The sequence below is a fragment of the Pseudomonas sp. SIMBA_041 genome, assembly GCF_046535095.1.
Classification (GTDB): Bacteria; Pseudomonadota; Gammaproteobacteria; order Pseudomonadales; family Pseudomonadaceae; genus Aquipseudomonas; species Aquipseudomonas mucoides.
In genome coordinates this window covers 289,913-307,222 of sequence record NZ_JAWRXJ010000007.1, presented here as the reverse complement: position 1 = coordinate 307,222, position 17,310 = coordinate 289,913, and the positions used below count along the sequence as shown (strand labels likewise).

The following is a 17,310-nucleotide window of genomic DNA, read 5'->3' as shown; positions in this document are numbered from 1 at the left end:
GGTCTTTGTTGAGGTGAGGCGATGGCAGGCACGATATCAAATCAGTGGCTCTGAGCTGAAGGGCGTTGTGGGTTTATATCGATTTGATTGAGTCGCAGCGCGAATCCAATGTAATGAGGGAGCAAGCTCCCTCATTACAAGTTGGGTGATCTTCAAGGTCAATCCAGACCTATGCCGCCCAGCCCGCCCCACTGACCGCCGCCTGCGCCAATGGATGCATGTCCGCCCCCTGATGCTCCGTCTGCCAGGCCAGCAATTCCTTGCGCATGCCCGGCGTCCAGTACATCTGCAGGTGATTACGCACACCGAGCACGGCCGCTTGCTGGTCCGGTTCGGTGGCGAAGTACTGGGCGATCTGGTTGGCCATCTTGATCAGGTTTTCAGTGCTCATCGGCGCACCTCCGCTTTAGCGCCACGGGCATGCCGGCGTTCCTTGAGCAAACGATCCTGTTCGTCACTGAAGGCCTGATAGCGTTTTTGCCACTCGGAAGGGTGGTAGACGCGGCTGACCTCCACGGCGGTGACCTTGTACTCCGGACAGTTGGTGGCCCAGTCGGAGTTGTCGGTAGTGATCACGTTGGCCCCCGATTCCGGGAAGTGGAACGTGGTGTACACCACGCCCGGCGCGACCCGCTCGGTGACCCGCGCACGCAGTACGGTCTGCCCGGCGCGGCTGCCGATGCCGACCCAGTCACCCTCATTGATGCCACGGCTCTCGGCGTCGGTCGGGTGAATTTCCAGACGGTCCTCGTCGTGCCAGGCGACGTTTTCGGTACGCCGGGTCTGGGCGCCGACGTTGTACTGGCTGAGGATGCGCCCGGTGGTCAGCAGCAACGGATAACGGTTATTGACCTTTTCCTCGGTAGGCACGTAACCGGTGAGCATGAAACGCCCCTTGCCGCGCACGAATTCCTCGATGTGCATGGTTGGCGTGCCGTCCGGTGCTGCGGCGTTGCACGGCCATTGCAGGCTGCCGTGGCGATCCAGTTCGGCGTAGCTGACGTTGGTGAACGTCGGCGTCAGGCTGGCGATTTCGTCCATGATGTCTGACGGATGTTTGTAGTTCATCGGGTAGCCCAACGCATTGGCCAGGGCCACGGTGCCTTCCCAGTCAGCCTTGCCACCCAGTGGCTCCATGACCTTGCGCACCCGGGAGATGCGTCGCTCGGCGTTAGTGAAGGTGCCGTCTTTTTCCAGGAACGAGCTGCCCGGCAGGAATACGTGGGCGAACCTGGCGGTTTCGTTGAGGAAAATGTCCTGCACCACGATGCATTCCATGGCCGACAGGGCAGCGGTGACGTGTTGGGTATTCGGGTCGCTCTGGGCAATGTCCTCGCCCTGGCAATACAGGCCCTTGAAACTGCCGCTGAGGGCGGCCTCGAACATGTTCGGGATGCGCAGGCCCGGGTCGGGTTGCAGGGTGACGTTCCACGCCTGCTCGAACTGCGTCCGTACCACTTCGTTGGAGATGTGCCGGTAGCCGGGCAACTCGTGGGGGAAGGAGCCCATGTCGCACGAGCCCTGAACGTTGTTCTGTCCCCGCAGCGGGTTCACGCCGACGCCTTCGCGACCGATGTTGCCGGTGGCCATGGCCAGGTTGGCGATGCCCATGACCGCGGTGCTGCCTTGACTGTGTTCGGTGACGCCGAGGCCGTAGTAGATCGCCGCATTACCACCGGTGGCGTACAGGCGAGCGGCGGCACGGATGTCGGCAGCGTCTACGCCGCAGACGGCGGCCAGCACTTCCGGTGAGTTCTCCGCACGGCTGACGAACTCGCTCCAGCGGGCAAAATCGCTACCCTCGCAACGGGCGTCGATAAAGGCTTGATCGAGCAGGCCTTCGGTGACGATAACGTGGGCCAAGGCGTTGAGCATCGCGACGTTGGTGCCCGGACGCAGGGCCAGGTGCAGTTCGGCGCGGGCATGCACCGAGTCCACCAGATCAATGCGGCGTGGGTCGATCACGATCAATCGCGCGCCTTCACGCAGGCGACGTTTGAGCTGGGAAGCGAACACCGGGTGGGCGTCGCTGGGGTTGGCGCCCATTACCAGAATCACGTCGGCCTGCATCACCGAGTCGAAACTCTGGGTGCCGGCGGACTCACCCAATGTTTGTTTCAGGCCATAACCGGTCGGCGAGTGGCAGACCCGCGCACAGGTGTCGACGTTGTTGTTGCCGAAGGCGGCGCGCACCAGTTTTTGCACCAGGTAGGTTTCTTCGTTGGTGCAGCGGCTGGAGGTGATGCCACCAATGGAGTCGCGGCCGTATTTTTGCTGCAACCGGCGGAATTCGCTGGCGGCGTAGGTCACCGCTTCATCCCAGCTGACTTCCTGCCACGGGTCGTTGATGTGTTTGCGGATCATCGGTGTGGTGATGCGATCCGGGTGGGTGGCATAGCCCCAGGCAAAGCGCCCTTTGACGCACGAGTGGCCGTGGTTGGCCTGGCCGTTCTTGTCGGGAACCATGCGCACCAGTTGGTCGCCTTTCATCTCGGCGCGGAACGAGCAGCCCACGCCGCAATAGGCGCAGGTGGTGATCACGCTGTGCTCGGGCTGACCCAGTTCGACCACGCTTTTTTCCATCAGCGTCGCAGTAGGGCAGGCTTGCACACAGGCGCCGCAAGACACGCATTCCGACTCAAGGAAATTCTCGCCACCAGCGGCTGCCACCCGGGATTCGAAACCGCGTCCGGTAATCGTCAACGCAAACGTGCCTTGGGTTTCTTCGCAGGCGCGCACGCAGCGGTTGCAGACGATGCACTTGCTCGGGTCGTAGTCGAAGTAGGGGTTGGAGGTGTCCTTCACGTCGGCCAGATGGTTGTCACCTTCATAGCCGTAACGCACTTCCCGCAGGCCGACCTGGCCGGCGACGGTTTGCAGCTCGCAGTTGCCGTTGGCCGAGCAAGTCAGGCAGTCCAGCGGGTGATCGGAGATGTACAACTCCATGACATTGCGACGCAGCGTCGCGAGTTTCGGCGTCTGGGTGTGCACGCTCATGCCTTCGCTGACCGGCGTGGTGCAGGACGCGGGATAACCGCGCATGCCGTCGATTTCTACCAGACACATGCGGCAAGAGCCGAAGGCTTCGAGGCTGTCGGTGGCGCACAGTTTTGGAATCGTGGTGCCCATCAGCGCAGCGGCGCGCATCACCGAAGTGCCTTCGGGCACGCTGATGCTGCGGCCGTCGATGTTCAGGGTGACTTGCACCTGACTTTCACGGGCCGGCGTGCCCAGATCGATGTCGGTGTTCGGGTCGAAGAGGGTAATCATTGGTCGGCCTCCGAAGATTGCAGACCGAAGTCGGCGGGGAAGTACTTGAGGGCGCTGACCACCGGAAAGGGGGCCATGCCGCCCAAGGCGCACAGCGAACCGTATTGCATCGTGTCGCACAGGTCCTTGAGGATGATGACCTGCTCATCGCGACCACTTTGGTCCGGCGCGGCCAGCAGACGGTCGATCACCTCCACGCCCCGGGTCGAACCGATGCGGCAGGGCGTGCACTTGCCACAGGATTCCTCGGCACAGAACTGCATGGCGAAGCGCGCCATGTGAGCCATGTCCAGGCTGTCGTCAGCCACCACCACGCCACCGTGACCGAGCATCGCGCCGATGCCGGCGAAGGCTTCGTAATCCAGCGGCGTGTCGAATTGCGAAGGTGGCACCCAGGCGCCGAGCGGGCCGCCGACCTGTGCGGCTTTCAACGGCCGGCAACTGGCGGTGCCTCCGCCGTAGTCTTCCACCAGTTCACGCAGCGTCAGGCCAAAGGCCCGTTCCACCAGACCGCCACGACGAATATTGCCCGCCAATTGGAAAGGCATCGTGCCGAGAGAACGGCCCATGCCGTAATCGCGATAGAACTGCGCACCCTTGGCCAGAATCAGCGGCACCGAGGCCAGGGTCAGCACGTTGTGCACCAGCGTCGGCAGGCCGAAAAGCCCCTTCAACGCAGGAATCGGTGGCTTGGCGCGGACGATCCCGCGCTTGCCTTCGAGCGAGTCCAGCAGCGCGGTTTCTTCACCGCAAATGTAAGCACCGGCCCCGACACGCACTTCCATATCGAAGGCCAAACCGCTGCCGCCGACATTGGCGCCGAGGTAACCGTTGGTCCGGGCAATCTCCAGCGCTTCATTCAGCGTGGCGACGGCCTGTGGGTATTCCGAGCGCACATAGATGTAGCCGTAACTGGCGTCGACGGTGATGCCGGCAATGGCCATGCCTTCGATCAGCAGGAAGGGGTCGCCTTCCATCAACATGCGGTCGGCGAACGTGCCGGAGTCGCCTTCGTCGGCGTTGCACACAATGTATTTTTGCGCCGCCTCGGTAGCGCGCACCGTGCGCCATTTGATCCCGGCGGGGAAGGCGGCGCCGCCACGGCCACGCAAGCCCGAATCGAACACCGCGGTCGCGGTCTCATCGCCGCCAATAGTGACAGCTCTGGTTAAACCCTCGAAACCGCCGTGGGCCCGATAATCGTCCAGCGACAGCGGACGAGTGATGCCGGCGCGGGCGAACAGCAGGCGTTGTTGAGACTTGAGATACGGCAATTCTTCCACCAGGCCCAAGGCCAGTGGGTGCGAGGACGGGTCGCCTTGCAGCGCATCGAGCACCGACGGCACATCGCTAGCGGTCAGCGGGCCGAAGCCGATACGGCCTTGCGGGGTGTCCACTTCGAGCAATGGTTCCAGCCAGTACAGGCCGCGAGAGCTGGTGCGTTGCAGGTCCTGACTGGCAAGTGCAGACGCCACCGCATCGGCACCCACGGCACGGGCCAGGGAATCACAGGATAAATAGAGGCTCATACGTCCTCCCGGCAAGCGTCGAGCAACGCATCGAGACGCTCGGCACTGAGCCGCGCATGCACCTGACCATCCAGCTCCAGCGCCGGCGAACAGGCGCAGGCACCGAGGCAATACACCGGACGCAAACTGATGCTGCCATCGGCGCTGCTGCCGTGATCATCCAGTTGCAGACGATCACGCAACTGCGCGGCCAACTGCTCGGCGCCGCGACTCTTGCACGACTCCGCCCGGCACAACCGCAGGATATGCCGGGCCGGCGGCGCGGTGCGGAAATCATGGTAAAAGCTGATCACGCCGCGAATCTCGGCCTGACTCTGATTGAGGGCGTGGGCTATCTCGGGGATGGCGGCATCGGGGATGTAACCGATACCGGCCTGAATCTCATGGAGGATGGGCAACAGTGCACCCGCAGAGCCCTTGTGGCGCTCCAGCACGCTGTTGACCATAGGCAATTGCAACATCTCATCAGGCATACAGCATTCCTCACGGTCACGGACAAACCAGGCGGTTGTCGGTCGTCCGAAAGTGTCGGCTGCGGCATTCACACCACGTCACGGTATCGTGGCATTGTCAGGCCGTTGGCCAGGGCACCCTGAGCGGGCATCTTGTTGTGCCCGGCGCGGTCTTTGCCGCACCGTTTATAGGGCATTGAGGGAGCTTGCCACGCTGGTATTGATTCGACTGCACCAAAGCGACGTGTTTGGTTCTTTCCACGACCACCCGTTAAGTCTAGAAGAGCACTGACCACGGCGCGCATTGTCTGAAATGTTTTGTGGTACAAGCGCGGCACACTCGCCCGCTACCGTAAACGTACGATGCCGTCCGACGAGATCGCAAAGGAGCACATATGAACCGACTCATCCTGCCTGCGCTGGTCATCCTGATCGCGGCGCAATCCCCGGCCTACGCCATCAACGACACCTATCGCAAACAACTGGAGCAATCCGGCTGCACTCAGGTCAGCGAAACCCAAGGCTGCGATATCCACAAGAGCAAGGCAGAAAACGCCAAGGCAGGCTTCACCAACCCCGCCGCGGACAGCCCAAGCGCCCCAACCCCCTACGTCGGGCAATGGGTGGCCAAGAGCGATGCCGGCGCCACTGTCGCCACCATCCGCATCGATGCCAAGGAACAAGTGTGGGTCAACGGCAAACAGGTCAAAGCCAAGCGTACCGACGGCACGCTGCAGTTTCGCCAGGGGAACATCCTCTTCACCCTCCAGGGCGATCGAAGCCTGCAGAATCAGGACTACTGGATGGACAGCGATGCCGGGACCAAAGGACCGATACAGATTGAATAACAGGAGCGACACATGATTGATTTCAACAACAAGGGCTTCTTCAAACTCAAGCAAAACGAAGAATACGCCCAACGCGTTACCGACCTTTTGCTCGACGGCGAACACGTCATCGACGCCTACAAATCCATGCGTGACGGCGTGGTGTTCACCAACAAACGCATCATCGCCGTCAACGTGCAGGGCCTCACCGGCAGCAAAAAAGACTTCACCTCACTGCCCTACAAAAACATCGTGGCGTACTCGGTGGAAACGTCCGGCACCTTCGACCTGGATTCAGAGCTGGAGATCTACTTTTCGTCGTTGGGAAAAGTGAAGTTCGAATTCACCGGCAGGACATCCATGGTAGAAATCTCAAAACTGATCTCCCAACACGTCCTCTGACCCCAACACGAAAAAGCCCCGAAAACTCGGGGCTAACAACGGCCTCCAGCTAACCGCAATCCCTGTGGGAGCGGGCTTGCCCGCGATAGCGCCAGACCAGCCAACATCCATGCTGAATCTACCGCCATCATCACAAGCAGCCCACTCACCTCATTTTTGAACCACTACCCTTCAGACGTAGCCGCCGCCCGCTCAGCCGACGCCGCAGACTCCCGCCCCCGCCCAAGCACCTTCACCGCATCATCAACCACCGCCTTACTCATCGCCGTCAAATAATGCGCAGCCCAGGCGTGGCGGTCTGTGTCTGTTGCGTACGCGGCATCTTCATTCAGCTTCTTGGCGAGAAACAGAAAGTCAGAAGCCATGGCCAATGCATCGCCGAGGGGAACGCCGCGAGTGACGTGGAAGAGTGGTTGATCGGCGCAGTAAATGGCAGGGGTTAGGCCGATGGTTTTCAGCTCGGATTGATCGGTCATTGGCCACCTCCGATGAGGGAGAGGCGGTGGGAGAGGGTGGACAGTGGGGCGTTACGCAACAGGGAGTCGCGTTGAGGGAAAAGCCAGATTTTGTACGGATTGATGCTGCGCATTATCAGACTCCTTGATATGTGAAGCTGCCGCATTCGTTTCCACACGAATGGGTGACAGCTGTGCGCAGGGTGGAAAACCGGGAATCAAGGAAACCGGCACGCCCGAAGACGTCCCACGCACAGCCGCCATAACTCACGCCGCAGGCATAAAAAAAGCGCCTGATGACGTGTCTGGGGCGCTGTTGCGCCTTGAATTGCACGGGTTTCCACACCCGGTCGCTGAATTGGCAGCGACGGTGGGAGGGTATCGTGTGGACCTCGTTCCTGCAACCTTCGAAGGAGCAGATTCCATACCCTTCACTCCGAGATTGGATGTGGTTTGGTCCCCTCGTTTCAAATCAAAGTTCGAGCGCGTGAGCTTGAGTCCTCGCAACAGGTGCGATAAGCATGTCGGTATTTGAAAGTGAGGACGTTGGGCAATAGCACCGAGACGAGGAGAGGTAGGGGTGATTGCAACCTTAGGGCTCGTTAGTAATGCATCTGGAATCAAGAGATTCTCTGATGGCCACTGGCTTGTACTTGTGCCTGTAACGAGTGATGATTGCTTAGCCAGTCACCAACGTTCATCAAAGGAATGTTAATGCTTATGTTTTGAGGTTGGGGGGAAGTATGGCGTTGACTTTTATTGTGAAGTGCTCGTTGAGTTTGAGGATGTAAAATGCACCTGACACCATCAGATCCTGATATAGCAACACTTTATAGAAAGATACGAGGAGATCGTCTTGATTTACAGCCGAATTTTCAAAGGGGGGAGGTATGGGGGAAAGGTAAAAAGCAGCGATTAGTGGATAGTGTATTACGTGGTTGGCATATTCCACCAATTCACGTTATTCAGGTTCCAAGTAGCGAAAGGCAGGAGGTTTTAGATGGTCAGCAGCGGCTGGCAGCAATTCGAGATTTTATAGAGGGGCAATTCCCTATAAATGGCGAGCAAGAGCCTGTAGAGAAATATATTCAGGCGCTTGATGGGTTTTACTGGGATGACCTGTCAGCAGAAATGCAAGGTAAATTTGAGGATTTCACAATAAGGGTGCTCACAATATCTGACTATAAGCCTCGTGAGCCTGGCGAGTTGTTTTATAGATTGAATCAGCCGACAAATTTAACTTCTGCTGAACAGCGTAACGCTTATTTTGGTGAGGCTAGGCAGCAGGTTAAATCTCTTACTGAATATATGGAGGAAGTAGGGTTTACACGGGACCTTGTCGGGTTTTCGAACTCTCGGATGGCATACGATGATGTGCTTGCTAAGTTTCTTCTTACGCTAGAGAGCGGGACTTTAACAAAAAAGGTTACTGCAAATACGGTGACTGGTAGATATAGGGAGTCTACTGGTTTTTCAAAAAAATTGACGGATATGTCGAAAAGCTGTTTGGATGTCTTGCATGGGTGTTTGATGCACAGGGAATATACAAGTAAGCTTAACAAGGCGACAATTTCATCTTGGTTGATTTTTATTTATAAGTCTATAGATTTGGGGTTAGGTACTGAAACTATTTATGAGTTTTTCGATAGGTTTGAAAATGTAAGGGAAGATCACGAGGTTGTAATTGTTCAAGACTTTATACCAAGTGGCATAACACAGGATTTTCTGGTTAAGACCTTTCAGGTGTATCAGGATCGGGCAAGTTCTAGGGTTGCTGATACAAGCTCCGTTATTTTGCGAGATTTGATTCTGTGGGGTATGTACTCTCTGTATTTTTCCGAAGAAGTAGAAGAGTTTGTGGCTTATGGGGATGTGAATTCAATATTTCACTATCTGAGCTCGCAGAAAAGTGTTGTTTATAACGAGTCATCCTTGGCGAAGGTTAGTCGAGACCTAAGTTGGGGGGACGTAATATGAGTGGTTTAAAAGAAGCGAAAATTAATGACTATTGGAAGGATCTAGCTCGGAGAAAATACCCGGTAAAGCTTGAGGTTTTGAAGTTTTCCTCGCATGAGGTTTTAAATGACCTAGAGATTTCTTTGAATGAAGGCGTGAATGTCTTCGTAGGAAGAAATGGTGTGGGTAAAAGTAACTTGATGAGGCTTGCCTATAATTGCTTGGTAGGGGAATACAGCAACCGTGCACCCTTCAAGACACCTATCTTGCGGAATGCAAAGCTTAAAATCAATCTGGCGATAAATCGTGTTCGCTATGAAAAATATGTGAACTACGAAGACGCAGATGTAGGCTTGGACTCGCCGAGTAAAGAGGAAATGGAATTAGCTTCTTTTATGTTTGATCCCTGTACATTGATTCCGCTTTTTCAGGAGATGTTGCTCCAACAAACAAATATCGTAGAGTTAATTGAACAACATGGCGAGAGTCTTGCGGCGGCAGATGAGTTAAGCGTAATAAATTATCTGACTGGGAATGAATATAGTTGTGTCTGGATAACCACCGTAGAAGGGGAATTCGATGACTATCCTGCCTTTCCTTTTTTTAGGGTTGAGTTAAGTGGGGTTGTTTATGATAGTTCCGGTATGGGTATGGGGGAGCTGTCATTGTTTTATTTTTGGTGGCTGGTCAAGTATATGGAGCATGTTGAGGGGGGTAAGGTTCTTTTTGTTGAGGAGCCAGAAAGCTTCCTGCCTCCAGCAAGTCAAGAAAGATTGACGAATGTTTTAGCTAAAGTTGTTGCGGGGTCAGGTATTACCTTGGTGTTGGCTACGCATTCAGAACATATCCTAAAAAGGATGCCGTCTAGTGGAGTACATCTGATTTTAAGGACGGATGAGGGTATTAAGAGTTTTCCCGCCGCTGATGGTATGGCATCTCACCTTGAGAGTTTGGGGTTGGTTTCACCCAAAATAGGGATGTTATTTTTGGAAGATATTGGGGGTATTTTGTTTGCTAAGGCTTTGTTTAATAGCTCAACAGATTTTTCTATAGATAGCTTTTATTATCACAAATCTGGTTCGGATGGGCATGTTTCCGCTGATTTGGGTCGGTTGGCTTTTCCTCATAAGGGATTTAAGTTTGCTGGGCTATATGATGGTGACTGCCGTGGGAACGAAGCAGCTTTAAAGAAAGGTGGGGACTATTTTTTTCTACCTACTAATCTAGCTCCTGATGAAATAATGGCGGCTTACTTTAAGTCAAAGCCAGCAGCCTTCCTTGCTACAAAGCTGATGGTTTCTGAAGTGAAAGTTAACCAGGCAAAGGCCGTGGCTGCAGGTTCAGATTTTCATGACTATTTCCATAACGTGAGTCGGGTTTTTGGGTGGGAATTTAGCAGGTTGTTTTCCATCGTGTGTGAGATGTGGATTGAAGAGAATCCAAAGGAACTTGAGGTTTTTTTAAGTGAGGCGAAAGTCGCAATTTATGGTGGGTGAAGCTGTTGAAAGTTACCTGTGTATTTTTAAATTTATTCGATATGCTGGTTAAAGAAAAGGGGGTGTTTATTGTTTTTTCGAAATTTAAAAGATCTGCGCATAATAAAGAGTATGGCGGGTGAGTCGTAAATTTTTGGCCATAACGTGGGGGCAGAGTCGAGTTCTAGCTACTTTCAGAAAACTCACGAAGCTTGGCAAGCGCGCGAAAACCAACATGGCCGAATGGGAGTTTGTACAGGTGTCGGTAGTGGCAATCCCAGTAACTGATCATGCGTGCTTGCGTCGTTTGAAAGTACTCCTGATTGTCTCGAATGAAACGACCGTAAAGCGGCGGATCTAGCGTGGGCAGATGCGTTTCAATGGTTTCAAGAATCTGGATGACGTACTCGCCCGTCAGCTGGAGCACGAACGGGCAATCCAGGGTTTCTGCACTAAGAGAAGCCGTTTCAGTTGACTTTGGCGCACATAACCATCGTGGTGCCGTGTCAGAAGGCACGAGTACAAAATTCTCTAGGTTCCCGTCAAACGCTCCAAGACTCCGTCATCACCCCTGTGATGAATCCGGTATGGAATGACGAGGTCTTCCTCACAAACTCTAACCGCTATGCCCTGATGTGTTGCCAGTTGGGTAAGGCCCATGAGTTGACCAAGCGCCGTTAGCTCCAGATGAAGAAAGGACGGAAATGCCGAGGTAATAGAGCCTTGCGAAACTGGAGGAAAGGTGGAACCCATTAGCAAATCTCGAGCCCGGGCCAGTGGCCAGGATTAGCAAGGGTTAAGGCAGTGTCCGGTTTCTGTGTGGCTCAGGCATTCACTGAATATCTTTCAGGTAGCCCTTGAGCGCCATAAGCGGGGTATCAAGCTGCTCCATCGTCCGTGCATTGCTGAAATCAGCTGACAACCTATGCATCTCACGCCCTAGCGGTTTATCAACGCCGCCTAATGCCTCCAGAGCCAAATTCAGGCATTCACCCACCTTCAACTGAATCCCCTCAACATCCCCCCGCCTTACCAACAACCCAAAAACCTCCCGCTCATACTCACTCATCACCAAGTCATCCCGAAGAATCGGACTCGAATCCTCCGTCTCATAAGCAAGCTTGAGGCAGAACAGAGCAACAGTTTCCAGCAGCAGTTCCATGGGGTGAATCCTTGAGAAGGGTCGTACCGGTCGAGGGTGCGAGAAATCAAAAGCATCGCCAGCAAGCCGGCTCCTACAGGTCGGCGTTGTGTCAGGCACTTTTTGGCAGGCGAAAAAAAAGGCCTTGCTAAGCAAGACCTTTCTTAATTTTGGTGCCCCGAGGGAGACTCGAACTCCCACTCCTTTCGAAAACGGATTTTGAATCCGCCGCGTCTACCAATTCCGCCATCAGGGCTCAATGGCGGCGAAGTATAGAGATGAGATTACCGTCGGTCAATCAGGTACATAGAGAATTTTCACTATTTCGGCTAGACTTCCGGCCCCTGCTAGACGAACCCCATCATGCGCGTTGCTGACTTTACTTTCGAACTCCCAGATTCGCTGATCGCCCGCCACCCTTTGGCCGAGCGTCGCAACAGTCGCCTGTTGACCCTTGATGGGGTCAGCGGCGCCCTGGCACACCGTCAATTCACCGATTTGCTCGAGCATTTGCGCCCGGGCGATTTGATGGTGTTCAACAATACCCGGGTAATTCCGGCGCGGCTGTTTGGCCAGAAGGCTTCCGGCGGCAAGCTGGAAATCCTGGTCGAGCGCGTGATCGACAGTCATCGCGTGCTGGCGCATGTGCGTTCCAGCAAGTCGCCGAAGCCGGGGTCGAAGATCCTGATTGATGGCGGTGGCGAGGCCGAGATGCTGGCGCGTCACGATGCGTTGTTCGAGCTGGGGTTCGCCGAAGAGGTGTTGCCGCTGCTGGACCGCGTCGGGCACATGCCTTTGCCGCCTTATATAGACCGCCCGGATGAAGGCTCGGACCGCGAGCGTTATCAGACGGTCTACGCCGAGCGCCTGGGCGCGGTGGCGGCGCCGACGGCGGGGCTGCATTTCGATCAGCCGCTGATGGAGGCGATTGCCGCCAAGGGCGTCGAGACCGCGTTCGTGACCTTGCACGTCGGCGCCGGTACGTTCCAGCCGGTGCGCGTCGAGAAGATCGAAGACCACCACATGCACAGCGAATGGCTGGAAGTCGGCCAGGACGTGGTGGATGCGGTCGCGGCGTGTCGTGCTCGCGGTGGTCGTGTGGTGGCGGTGGGGACCACCAGCGTGCGTTCCCTGGAAAGCGCCGCGCGCGATGGTGTGCTCAAGCCGTTCAGTGGCGACACCGATATCTTTATCTACCCGGGCCGCCCGTTTCATGTGGTCGATGCCCTGGTCACCAACTTCCATTTGCCTGAATCCACGCTGTTGATGCTGGTTTCGGCATTCGCCGGTTATCCCGAAGCCATGGCTGCTTATAAAGCGGCCGTCGAGCATGGATACCGCTTTTTCAGCTACGGTGATGCGATGTTTATCACCCGTAACCCCGCACCACGTGGCCCAGAGGAAACAGAATGAGTCGCCAAAGTCGTATGTCGTTTGAGTTACTTGCTACTGACGGCAAGGCTCGTCGCGGTCGTTTGACCTTTCCACGCGGCACCGTAGAAACCCCGGCGTTCATGCCGGTGGGCACCTACGGCACCGTCAAGGGCATGTTGCCGCGGGATATCGTCGCCACCGGCGCGGAAATCATTCTGGGCAACACCTTCCACTTGTGGCTGCGTCCTGGCACCGAAGTGATCAAGAAGCACGGCGACCTGCACGATTTCATGCAGTGGAAAGGCCCGATTCTGACTGATTCCGGCGGTTTCCAGGTGTTCAGCCTGGGCGCCATGCGCAAGATCAAGGAGGAGGGCGTGACCTTCGCCTCCCCGGTGGATGGCGCCAAAGTGTTCATGGGTCCGGAAGAATCGATGCAGGTCCAGCGTGACCTGGGTTCGGACATCGTGATGATTTTCGACGAATGCACCCCGTACCCGGCTGACGAAGACGTCGCTCGCGTGTCGATGGAGCTGTCGTTGCGTTGGGCCAAGCGCTCGAAAGAAGCCCATGGCGACAACACGGCGGCGCTGTTCGGCATCGTTCAGGGCGGCATGCACCAGGACCTGCGCATGCGCTCCCTGGAAGGCCTCGACCAGATCGGCTTTGATGGCCTGGCCATTGGCGGTCTGTCGGTGGGCGAGCCCAAGCACGAGATGATCAAGGTGCTGGATTACCTGCCGGGTCAGATGCCGGCTGACAAACCTCGTTACCTTATGGGCGTTGGCAAACCGGAAGATCTGGTTGAGGGTGTGCGCCGCGGTGTGGACATGTTCGATTGCGTGATGCCAACCCGTAATGCCCGCAATGGGCATCTGTTCATTGACACCGGCGTGCTGAAGATCCGTAACGCGTTCCATCGCCATGATGATTCGCCGCTCGATCCGACCTGTGATTGCTATACCTGCCAGAACTTCTCCCGTGCTTATCTGCATCATCTGGACAAGTGCGGCGAAATGCTGGGTAGCATGTTGAATACCATCCACAATTTGCGCCATTACCAGGTGCTTATGGCTGGTTTGCGCGAGTCTATTCAACAGGGTACATTGGCCGCCTTTGTCGATGCCTTCTACGCCAAACGCGGGTTACCTGTTCCGCCTTTGGACTGAGTTTTCTGACCCCAAGATTCAACATTTGCAACTGGAGTGCTAAATGAGCTTTTTTATCTCTAATGCCATGGCTGACGCTGCTGCACCTGCGGCAGGCCCAATGGGTGGCGGCTTTGAGTGGATTTTCCTGGTCGGTTTCCTGGTCATCTTCTACCTGATGATCTGGCGTCCACAGGCCAAGCGCGCCAAAGAACAGAAGAACCTGCTGAGCAGCCTGCAGAAAGGCGACGAAGTTGTGACCACCGGTGGTATCGCCGGCAAGATCACTAAAGTGGCAGACGATTTCGTTGTTCTGGAAGTTTCCGACACTGTCGAAATGAAGTTCCAGAAGGGCGCTATTGCCGCGACGCTGCCAAAAGGCACGCTGAAAGCGATCTAAGTTTCAACTTCATATTCAATCGACGGGGCGCGCAAGGCGCCCCGCGTCATAAACGGGCGGCGTGATGCTGAACAAATACCCTCTGTGGAAATACATTCTGATCCTGGCGGTGCTGGCGGTCGGTCTGATTTATTCCGCTCCCAATCTATATCCTGATGACCCGGCCATTCAGGTCAGCGGTGCAAGTACTGCGCTGTTGGTCAATCAGGCTGATCTGGATCGCGTGAGCACAGCGCTCAAGGAATCCGGGATCAACGTCAAGGCAGCCACGCTGGCGGCCAATGGCAAGGGCGGTCTGATTCGTCTGACCAAGGCTGAAGATCAGCTGCCGGCCAAAGACGTCGTGCGCAAGGCATTGGGTGATGACTACGTCGTTGCACTGAACCTGGCACAAACCACGCCGCAGTGGCTGCGCAGCCTCGGCGCGCACCCGATGAAGCTGGGTCTGGACTTGTCCGGTGGTGTGCACTTCCTGCTGGAAGTGGACATGGACAAAGCCCTCGACGCACGCTTGAAAGTGTACGAAGGCGATGTAAAGAGCCTGTTGCGTAAAGAGAAACTGCGCTATCGCAGCCTGCCGCAACTCAACGGTGCCATTCAGCTGGGCTTCAGTGATGAAGCAACCCGCGAACAGGCCCGTGCGCTGGTCCGCAAGAACTTCAATGATTTCGACATTGTTCCGGCCGACCTGAATGGTCAACCGGTGCTGCGTCTGGCGATGACCCCAGCCAAGCTGGCGGAAATCCGCGAATACTCCATCAAGCAGAACTTGACCACGGTACGTAACCGCGTCAACGAACTGGGTGTTGCCGAACCGATCGTTCAGCGTCAGGGCGCCAACCGCATTGTGGTTGAATTGCCGGGCGTTCAGGACACCGCAGAAGCCAAGCGTATCCTCGGCAAGACGGCCAACCTCGAGTTCCGTCTGGCGGCTGAGCCAGGTGCTTCGAAAGCCACTTCCGAAACCTTCGAGTTCCGTGAAGGCAAGCGTCCGCCGGCACAGATCGAGCGTGGCCTGATCATCACCGGTGACCAGGTGACTGACGCCAAGGCTGGCTTCGGCGAGCACGGCACGCCAGAAGTGAACATCCGTCTGGATGGCCACGGTGGCGAGCTGATGAGTCGTGCGACTCGCAGCAACGTCGGTCGCAGCATGGCGGTGATCTTCATCGAACAACGCCCTGTGACCACCTACACCAAGCAAATGGTCAACGGCGTCGAGAAAGACGTTGCGGTCCAGACGTTTAAAGAAGAGAAGAAGATCATCAGCCTGGCGACCATCCAGTCGCCACTGGGCGCTCAGTTCCGCATCACTGGCCTGAACGGCCAGGGCGAGTCGTCCGAACTGGCGCTGCTGCTGCGTGCCGGTGGTCTGGCTGCACCAATGTACTTCGCTGAAGAGCGCACCATTGGTCCAAGCCTGGGTGCCGACAACATCGTCAAGGGTATCGATGCTTCGCTGTGGGGCATGCTGTTTGTCTCGCTGTTCATCATCGCCATCTACCGCTTCTTCGGCATCATTGCCACCGTCGCGCTGGCGGTGAACATGGTGCTGCTGCTGGCCTTGATGTCTTTGCTGGGTGCAACGCTGACCCTGCCGGGTATCGCCGGTATCGTATTGACCATGGGTATGGCGGTCGATGCCAACGTACTGATCTTCTCGCGGATACGTGAAGAGATCGCGGCGGGCATGACCGTACAACGGGCAATCAACGAAGGCTTCGGCCGGGCATTCACCGCGATTCTCGACGCCAACCTGACCACCCTGTTGGTCGGCGGGATTCTCTTTGCGATGGGCACCGGCCCGGTCAAAGGCTTCGCAGTGACCATGTCCCTCGGGATCTTTACCTCGATGTTCACGGCCATCATGGTGACCCGCGCGATGGTCAACCTGATCTTCGGCGGTCGTGACTTCAAGAAGTTGTGGATTTAAGGGGCTGCCATGTTACGTACAATCAACTTCATGGGCGTTCGCAACTTTGCGTTCGGCGTCACATTGTTCCTTACGGCGCTGGCCATTTTCAGCGTCTTCCACAAGGGCATGAACTGGGGCCTGGACTTCACCGGCGGTACGCTCATTGAGCTGACCTACGAGCGTCCGGCCGACGTCACCAAGGTGCGTGAGCAACTGGTGACATCGGGCTATCACGAAGCCATCGTGCAGAGCTTCGGTGCAACTACCGATTTGCTGGTGCGTATGCCGGGTGAAGATCCACAGTTGGGTCATCAAGTGGCAGAAGCGCTGCTGAAAGTCGGCGGTGACAACCCGGCGACGGTCAAGCGCGTCGAGTTCGTCGGCCCGCAGGTGGGTGAAGAACTGCGCGACCAGGGCGGCCTCGGCATGCTGATGGCGCTGGGCGGCATCCTGATCTACCTGGCATTCCGCTTTCAGTGGAAGTTTGCGGTCGGTGCGATTGTTTCGTTGATCCACGACGTGATCGTGACCATCGGTATCCTGTCGTTCTTCCAGATCACTTTCGATCTGACGGTGCTGGCGGCGGTACTGGCGATCATTGGTTACTCGCTCAACGACACCATCGTGGTATTCGACCGGGTTCGTGAGAACTTCCGAGTACTGCGCAAGGCTAACCTGATCGAGAACATCAACATCTCGACCACGCAAACCCTGCTGCGGACCATGGCGACTTCGATCTCCACGTTGCTGGCGATTGCGGCCCTGCTGTTCTTCGGTGGTGACAACCTGTTTGGCTTCTCCATTGCCCTGTTCATCGGTGTTCTGGCGGGTACTTACTCGTCGATCTACATCGCGAACGTGGTGCTGATCTGGCTGAACCTGAACAGTGAGGATCTGATTCCTCCTGCGGCAACCGAGAAGGAAGTCGACGACCGTCCATAACGGCCATCGCTTTCCCGCGGAATG

16 protein-coding genes and 1 tRNA gene are annotated in these 17,310 nt (G+C 56.3%); 9 read left to right on the top strand and 8 right to left on the bottom strand.

Annotated elements, in window-relative coordinates:
• Positions 1-169: 169 nt before the first annotated feature.
• From SB725_RS19320 to SB725_RS19305, 4 genes are read right to left on the bottom strand one after another with little or no spacing between them, the layout of a single operon-like run.
• Positions 170-391, bottom strand: a complete 222-nt coding sequence (locus SB725_RS19320) for a formate dehydrogenase subunit delta (RefSeq protein WP_027922730.1) — start codon at positions 389-391, stop codon at positions 170-172.
• Positions 388-3,270 (bottom strand): formate dehydrogenase subunit alpha, encoded by a 2,883-nt coding sequence (gene fdhF / locus SB725_RS19315; protein ID WP_194940604.1) that lies wholly within the window; start codon positions 3,268-3,270, stop codon positions 388-390. Before fdhF ends, SB725_RS19320 begins: the two co-directional genes overlap by 4 nt.
• The gene (locus SB725_RS19310) at positions 3,267-4,799 is read right to left on the bottom strand and encodes a formate dehydrogenase beta subunit (protein ID WP_410922488.1); all 1,533 of its coding nucleotides are present in this window, start codon (positions 4,797-4,799) and stop codon (positions 3,267-3,269) included. The genes fdhF and SB725_RS19310 overlap by 4 nt, the downstream gene beginning before the upstream one ends.
• A complete protein-coding gene (locus SB725_RS19305) occupies positions 4,796-5,272 on the bottom strand; it encodes a formate dehydrogenase subunit gamma (RefSeq protein WP_027922733.1) in 477 nt (158 codons plus the stop codon). The genes SB725_RS19310 and SB725_RS19305 overlap by 4 nt, the downstream gene beginning before the upstream one ends.
• A 374-nt stretch (positions 5,273-5,646) precedes the next feature.
• Here SB725_RS19305 and SB725_RS19300 point away from each other — a divergent pair, with 374 nt between their 5' ends.
• Together SB725_RS19300 and SB725_RS19295 are read left to right on the top strand one after the other, a co-directional pair.
• Complete coding sequence (locus SB725_RS19300; protein WP_027922734.1) at positions 5,647-6,099, top strand: hypothetical protein; 453 nt, start codon at positions 5,647-5,649, stop codon at positions 6,097-6,099.
• Between the two features lie 12 nt (positions 6,100-6,111).
• Positions 6,112-6,480 carry a PH domain-containing protein gene (locus SB725_RS19295; RefSeq protein ID WP_027922735.1) on the top strand — a complete coding sequence of 123 codons (369 nt, stop codon included), beginning with the start codon at positions 6,112-6,114 and terminating at the stop codon, positions 6,478-6,480.
• 164 nt (positions 6,481-6,644) lie between these two features.
• Here SB725_RS19295 and SB725_RS19290 read toward each other — a convergent pair whose 3' ends face one another.
• Positions 6,645-6,956, bottom strand: a complete 312-nt coding sequence (locus SB725_RS19290; RefSeq protein ID WP_410922487.1) for a DUF3077 domain-containing protein — start codon at positions 6,954-6,956, stop codon at positions 6,645-6,647.
• A gap of 771 nt (positions 6,957-7,727) precedes the next feature.
• On the opposite strand from SB725_RS19290, the gene SB725_RS19285 reads away from it, so the two are divergent.
• The gene (locus SB725_RS19285) at positions 7,728-8,912 is read left to right on the top strand and encodes a DUF262 domain-containing protein (RefSeq protein ID WP_410922486.1); all 1,185 of its coding nucleotides are present in this window, start codon (positions 7,728-7,730) and stop codon (positions 8,910-8,912) included.
• The gene (locus tag SB725_RS19280) at positions 8,909-10,387 is read left to right on the top strand and encodes an ATP-dependent nuclease (RefSeq protein WP_410922485.1); all 1,479 of its coding nucleotides are present in this window, start codon (positions 8,909-8,911) and stop codon (positions 10,385-10,387) included. Before SB725_RS19285 ends, SB725_RS19280 begins: the two co-directional genes overlap by 4 nt.
• Before the next feature lie 163 nt (positions 10,388-10,550).
• Here the strand turns inward: SB725_RS19280 and SB725_RS19275 are convergent, their stop codons facing one another.
• The 3 genes from SB725_RS19275 to SB725_RS19265 form a co-directional block, all read right to left on the bottom strand.
• Positions 10,551-10,793, bottom strand: coding sequence for a hypothetical protein (locus tag SB725_RS19275; RefSeq protein ID WP_410922484.1), 243 nt, complete (start codon positions 10,791-10,793; stop codon positions 10,551-10,553).
• A 405-nt stretch (positions 10,794-11,198) separates the two neighbouring features.
• Entirely contained in the window at positions 11,199-11,528 is a 330-nt protein-coding gene (locus SB725_RS19270) for a hypothetical protein (protein ID WP_410922483.1), read from the bottom strand.
• Positions 11,529-11,678: 150 nt separating this feature from the next.
• A tRNA-Leu gene (locus SB725_RS19265) sits at positions 11,679-11,763 on the bottom strand.
• 107 nt (positions 11,764-11,870) lie between these two features.
• Here SB725_RS19265 and queA point away from each other — a divergent pair.
• From queA to secF, 5 genes are all read left to right on the top strand, one after another.
• Positions 11,871-12,920 carry a tRNA preQ1(34) S-adenosylmethionine ribosyltransferase-isomerase QueA gene (gene queA / locus SB725_RS19260; protein WP_410922482.1) on the top strand — a complete coding sequence of 350 codons (1,050 nt, stop codon included), beginning with the start codon at positions 11,871-11,873 and terminating at the stop codon, positions 12,918-12,920.
• 14 nt (positions 12,921-12,934) lie between these two features.
• A complete protein-coding gene (tgt, locus tag SB725_RS19255; RefSeq protein WP_172825974.1) occupies positions 12,935-14,050 on the top strand; it encodes a tRNA guanosine(34) transglycosylase Tgt in 1,116 nt (371 codons plus the stop codon).
• A 43-nt stretch (positions 14,051-14,093) separates the two neighbouring features.
• Entirely contained in the window at positions 14,094-14,429 is a 336-nt protein-coding gene (yajC, locus tag SB725_RS19250) for a preprotein translocase subunit YajC (RefSeq protein ID WP_007982729.1), read from the top strand.
• 64 nt (positions 14,430-14,493) lie between these two features.
• A complete protein-coding gene (gene secD / locus SB725_RS19245; RefSeq protein ID WP_027922741.1) occupies positions 14,494-16,362 on the top strand; it encodes a protein translocase subunit SecD in 1,869 nt (622 codons plus the stop codon).
• Positions 16,363-16,371: 9 nt separating this feature from the next.
• On the top strand, positions 16,372-17,286 hold the full coding sequence (gene secF, locus SB725_RS19240; protein WP_027922742.1) for a protein translocase subunit SecF: 915 nt from the start codon (positions 16,372-16,374) through the stop codon (positions 17,284-17,286).
• Positions 17,287-17,310 lie beyond the last annotated feature (24 nt).

Bases quoted from the DNA above. Each gene is read 5' to 3' on its own strand.
- SB725_RS19320 (WP_027922730.1), bottom strand. From the start codon at position 391: ATGAGCACTGAAAACCTGATCAAGATGGCCAACCAGATCGCCCAGTAC.
- fdhF (WP_194940604.1), bottom strand. From the start codon at position 3,270: ATGATTACCCTCTTCGACCCGAACACCGACATCGATCTGGGCACGCCG.
- SB725_RS19310 (WP_410922488.1), bottom strand. From the start codon at position 4,799: ATGAGCCTCTATTTATCCTGTGATTCCCTGGCCCGTGCCGTGGGTGCC.
- SB725_RS19305 (WP_027922733.1), bottom strand. From the start codon at position 5,272: ATGCCTGATGAGATGTTGCAATTGCCTATGGTCAACAGCGTGCTGGAG.
- SB725_RS19300 (WP_027922734.1), top strand. From the start codon at position 5,647: ATGAACCGACTCATCCTGCCTGCGCTGGTCATCCTGATCGCGGCGCAA.
- SB725_RS19295 (WP_027922735.1), top strand. From the start codon at position 6,112: ATGATTGATTTCAACAACAAGGGCTTCTTCAAACTCAAGCAAAACGAA.
- SB725_RS19290 (WP_410922487.1), bottom strand. From the start codon at position 6,956: ATGACCGATCAATCCGAGCTGAAAACCATCGGCCTAACCCCTGCCATT.
- SB725_RS19285 (WP_410922486.1), top strand. From the start codon at position 7,728: ATGCACCTGACACCATCAGATCCTGATATAGCAACACTTTATAGAAAG.
- SB725_RS19280 (WP_410922485.1), top strand. From the start codon at position 8,909: ATGAGTGGTTTAAAAGAAGCGAAAATTAATGACTATTGGAAGGATCTA.
- SB725_RS19270 (WP_410922483.1), bottom strand. From the start codon at position 11,528: ATGGAACTGCTGCTGGAAACTGTTGCTCTGTTCTGCCTCAAGCTTGCT.
- queA (WP_410922482.1), top strand. From the start codon at position 11,871: ATGCGCGTTGCTGACTTTACTTTCGAACTCCCAGATTCGCTGATCGCC.
- tgt (WP_172825974.1), top strand. From the start codon at position 12,935: ATGTCGTTTGAGTTACTTGCTACTGACGGCAAGGCTCGTCGCGGTCGT.
- yajC (WP_007982729.1), top strand. From the start codon at position 14,094: ATGAGCTTTTTTATCTCTAATGCCATGGCTGACGCTGCTGCACCTGCG.
- secD (WP_027922741.1), top strand. From the start codon at position 14,494: ATGCTGAACAAATACCCTCTGTGGAAATACATTCTGATCCTGGCGGTG.
- secF (WP_027922742.1), top strand. From the start codon at position 16,372: ATGTTACGTACAATCAACTTCATGGGCGTTCGCAACTTTGCGTTCGGC.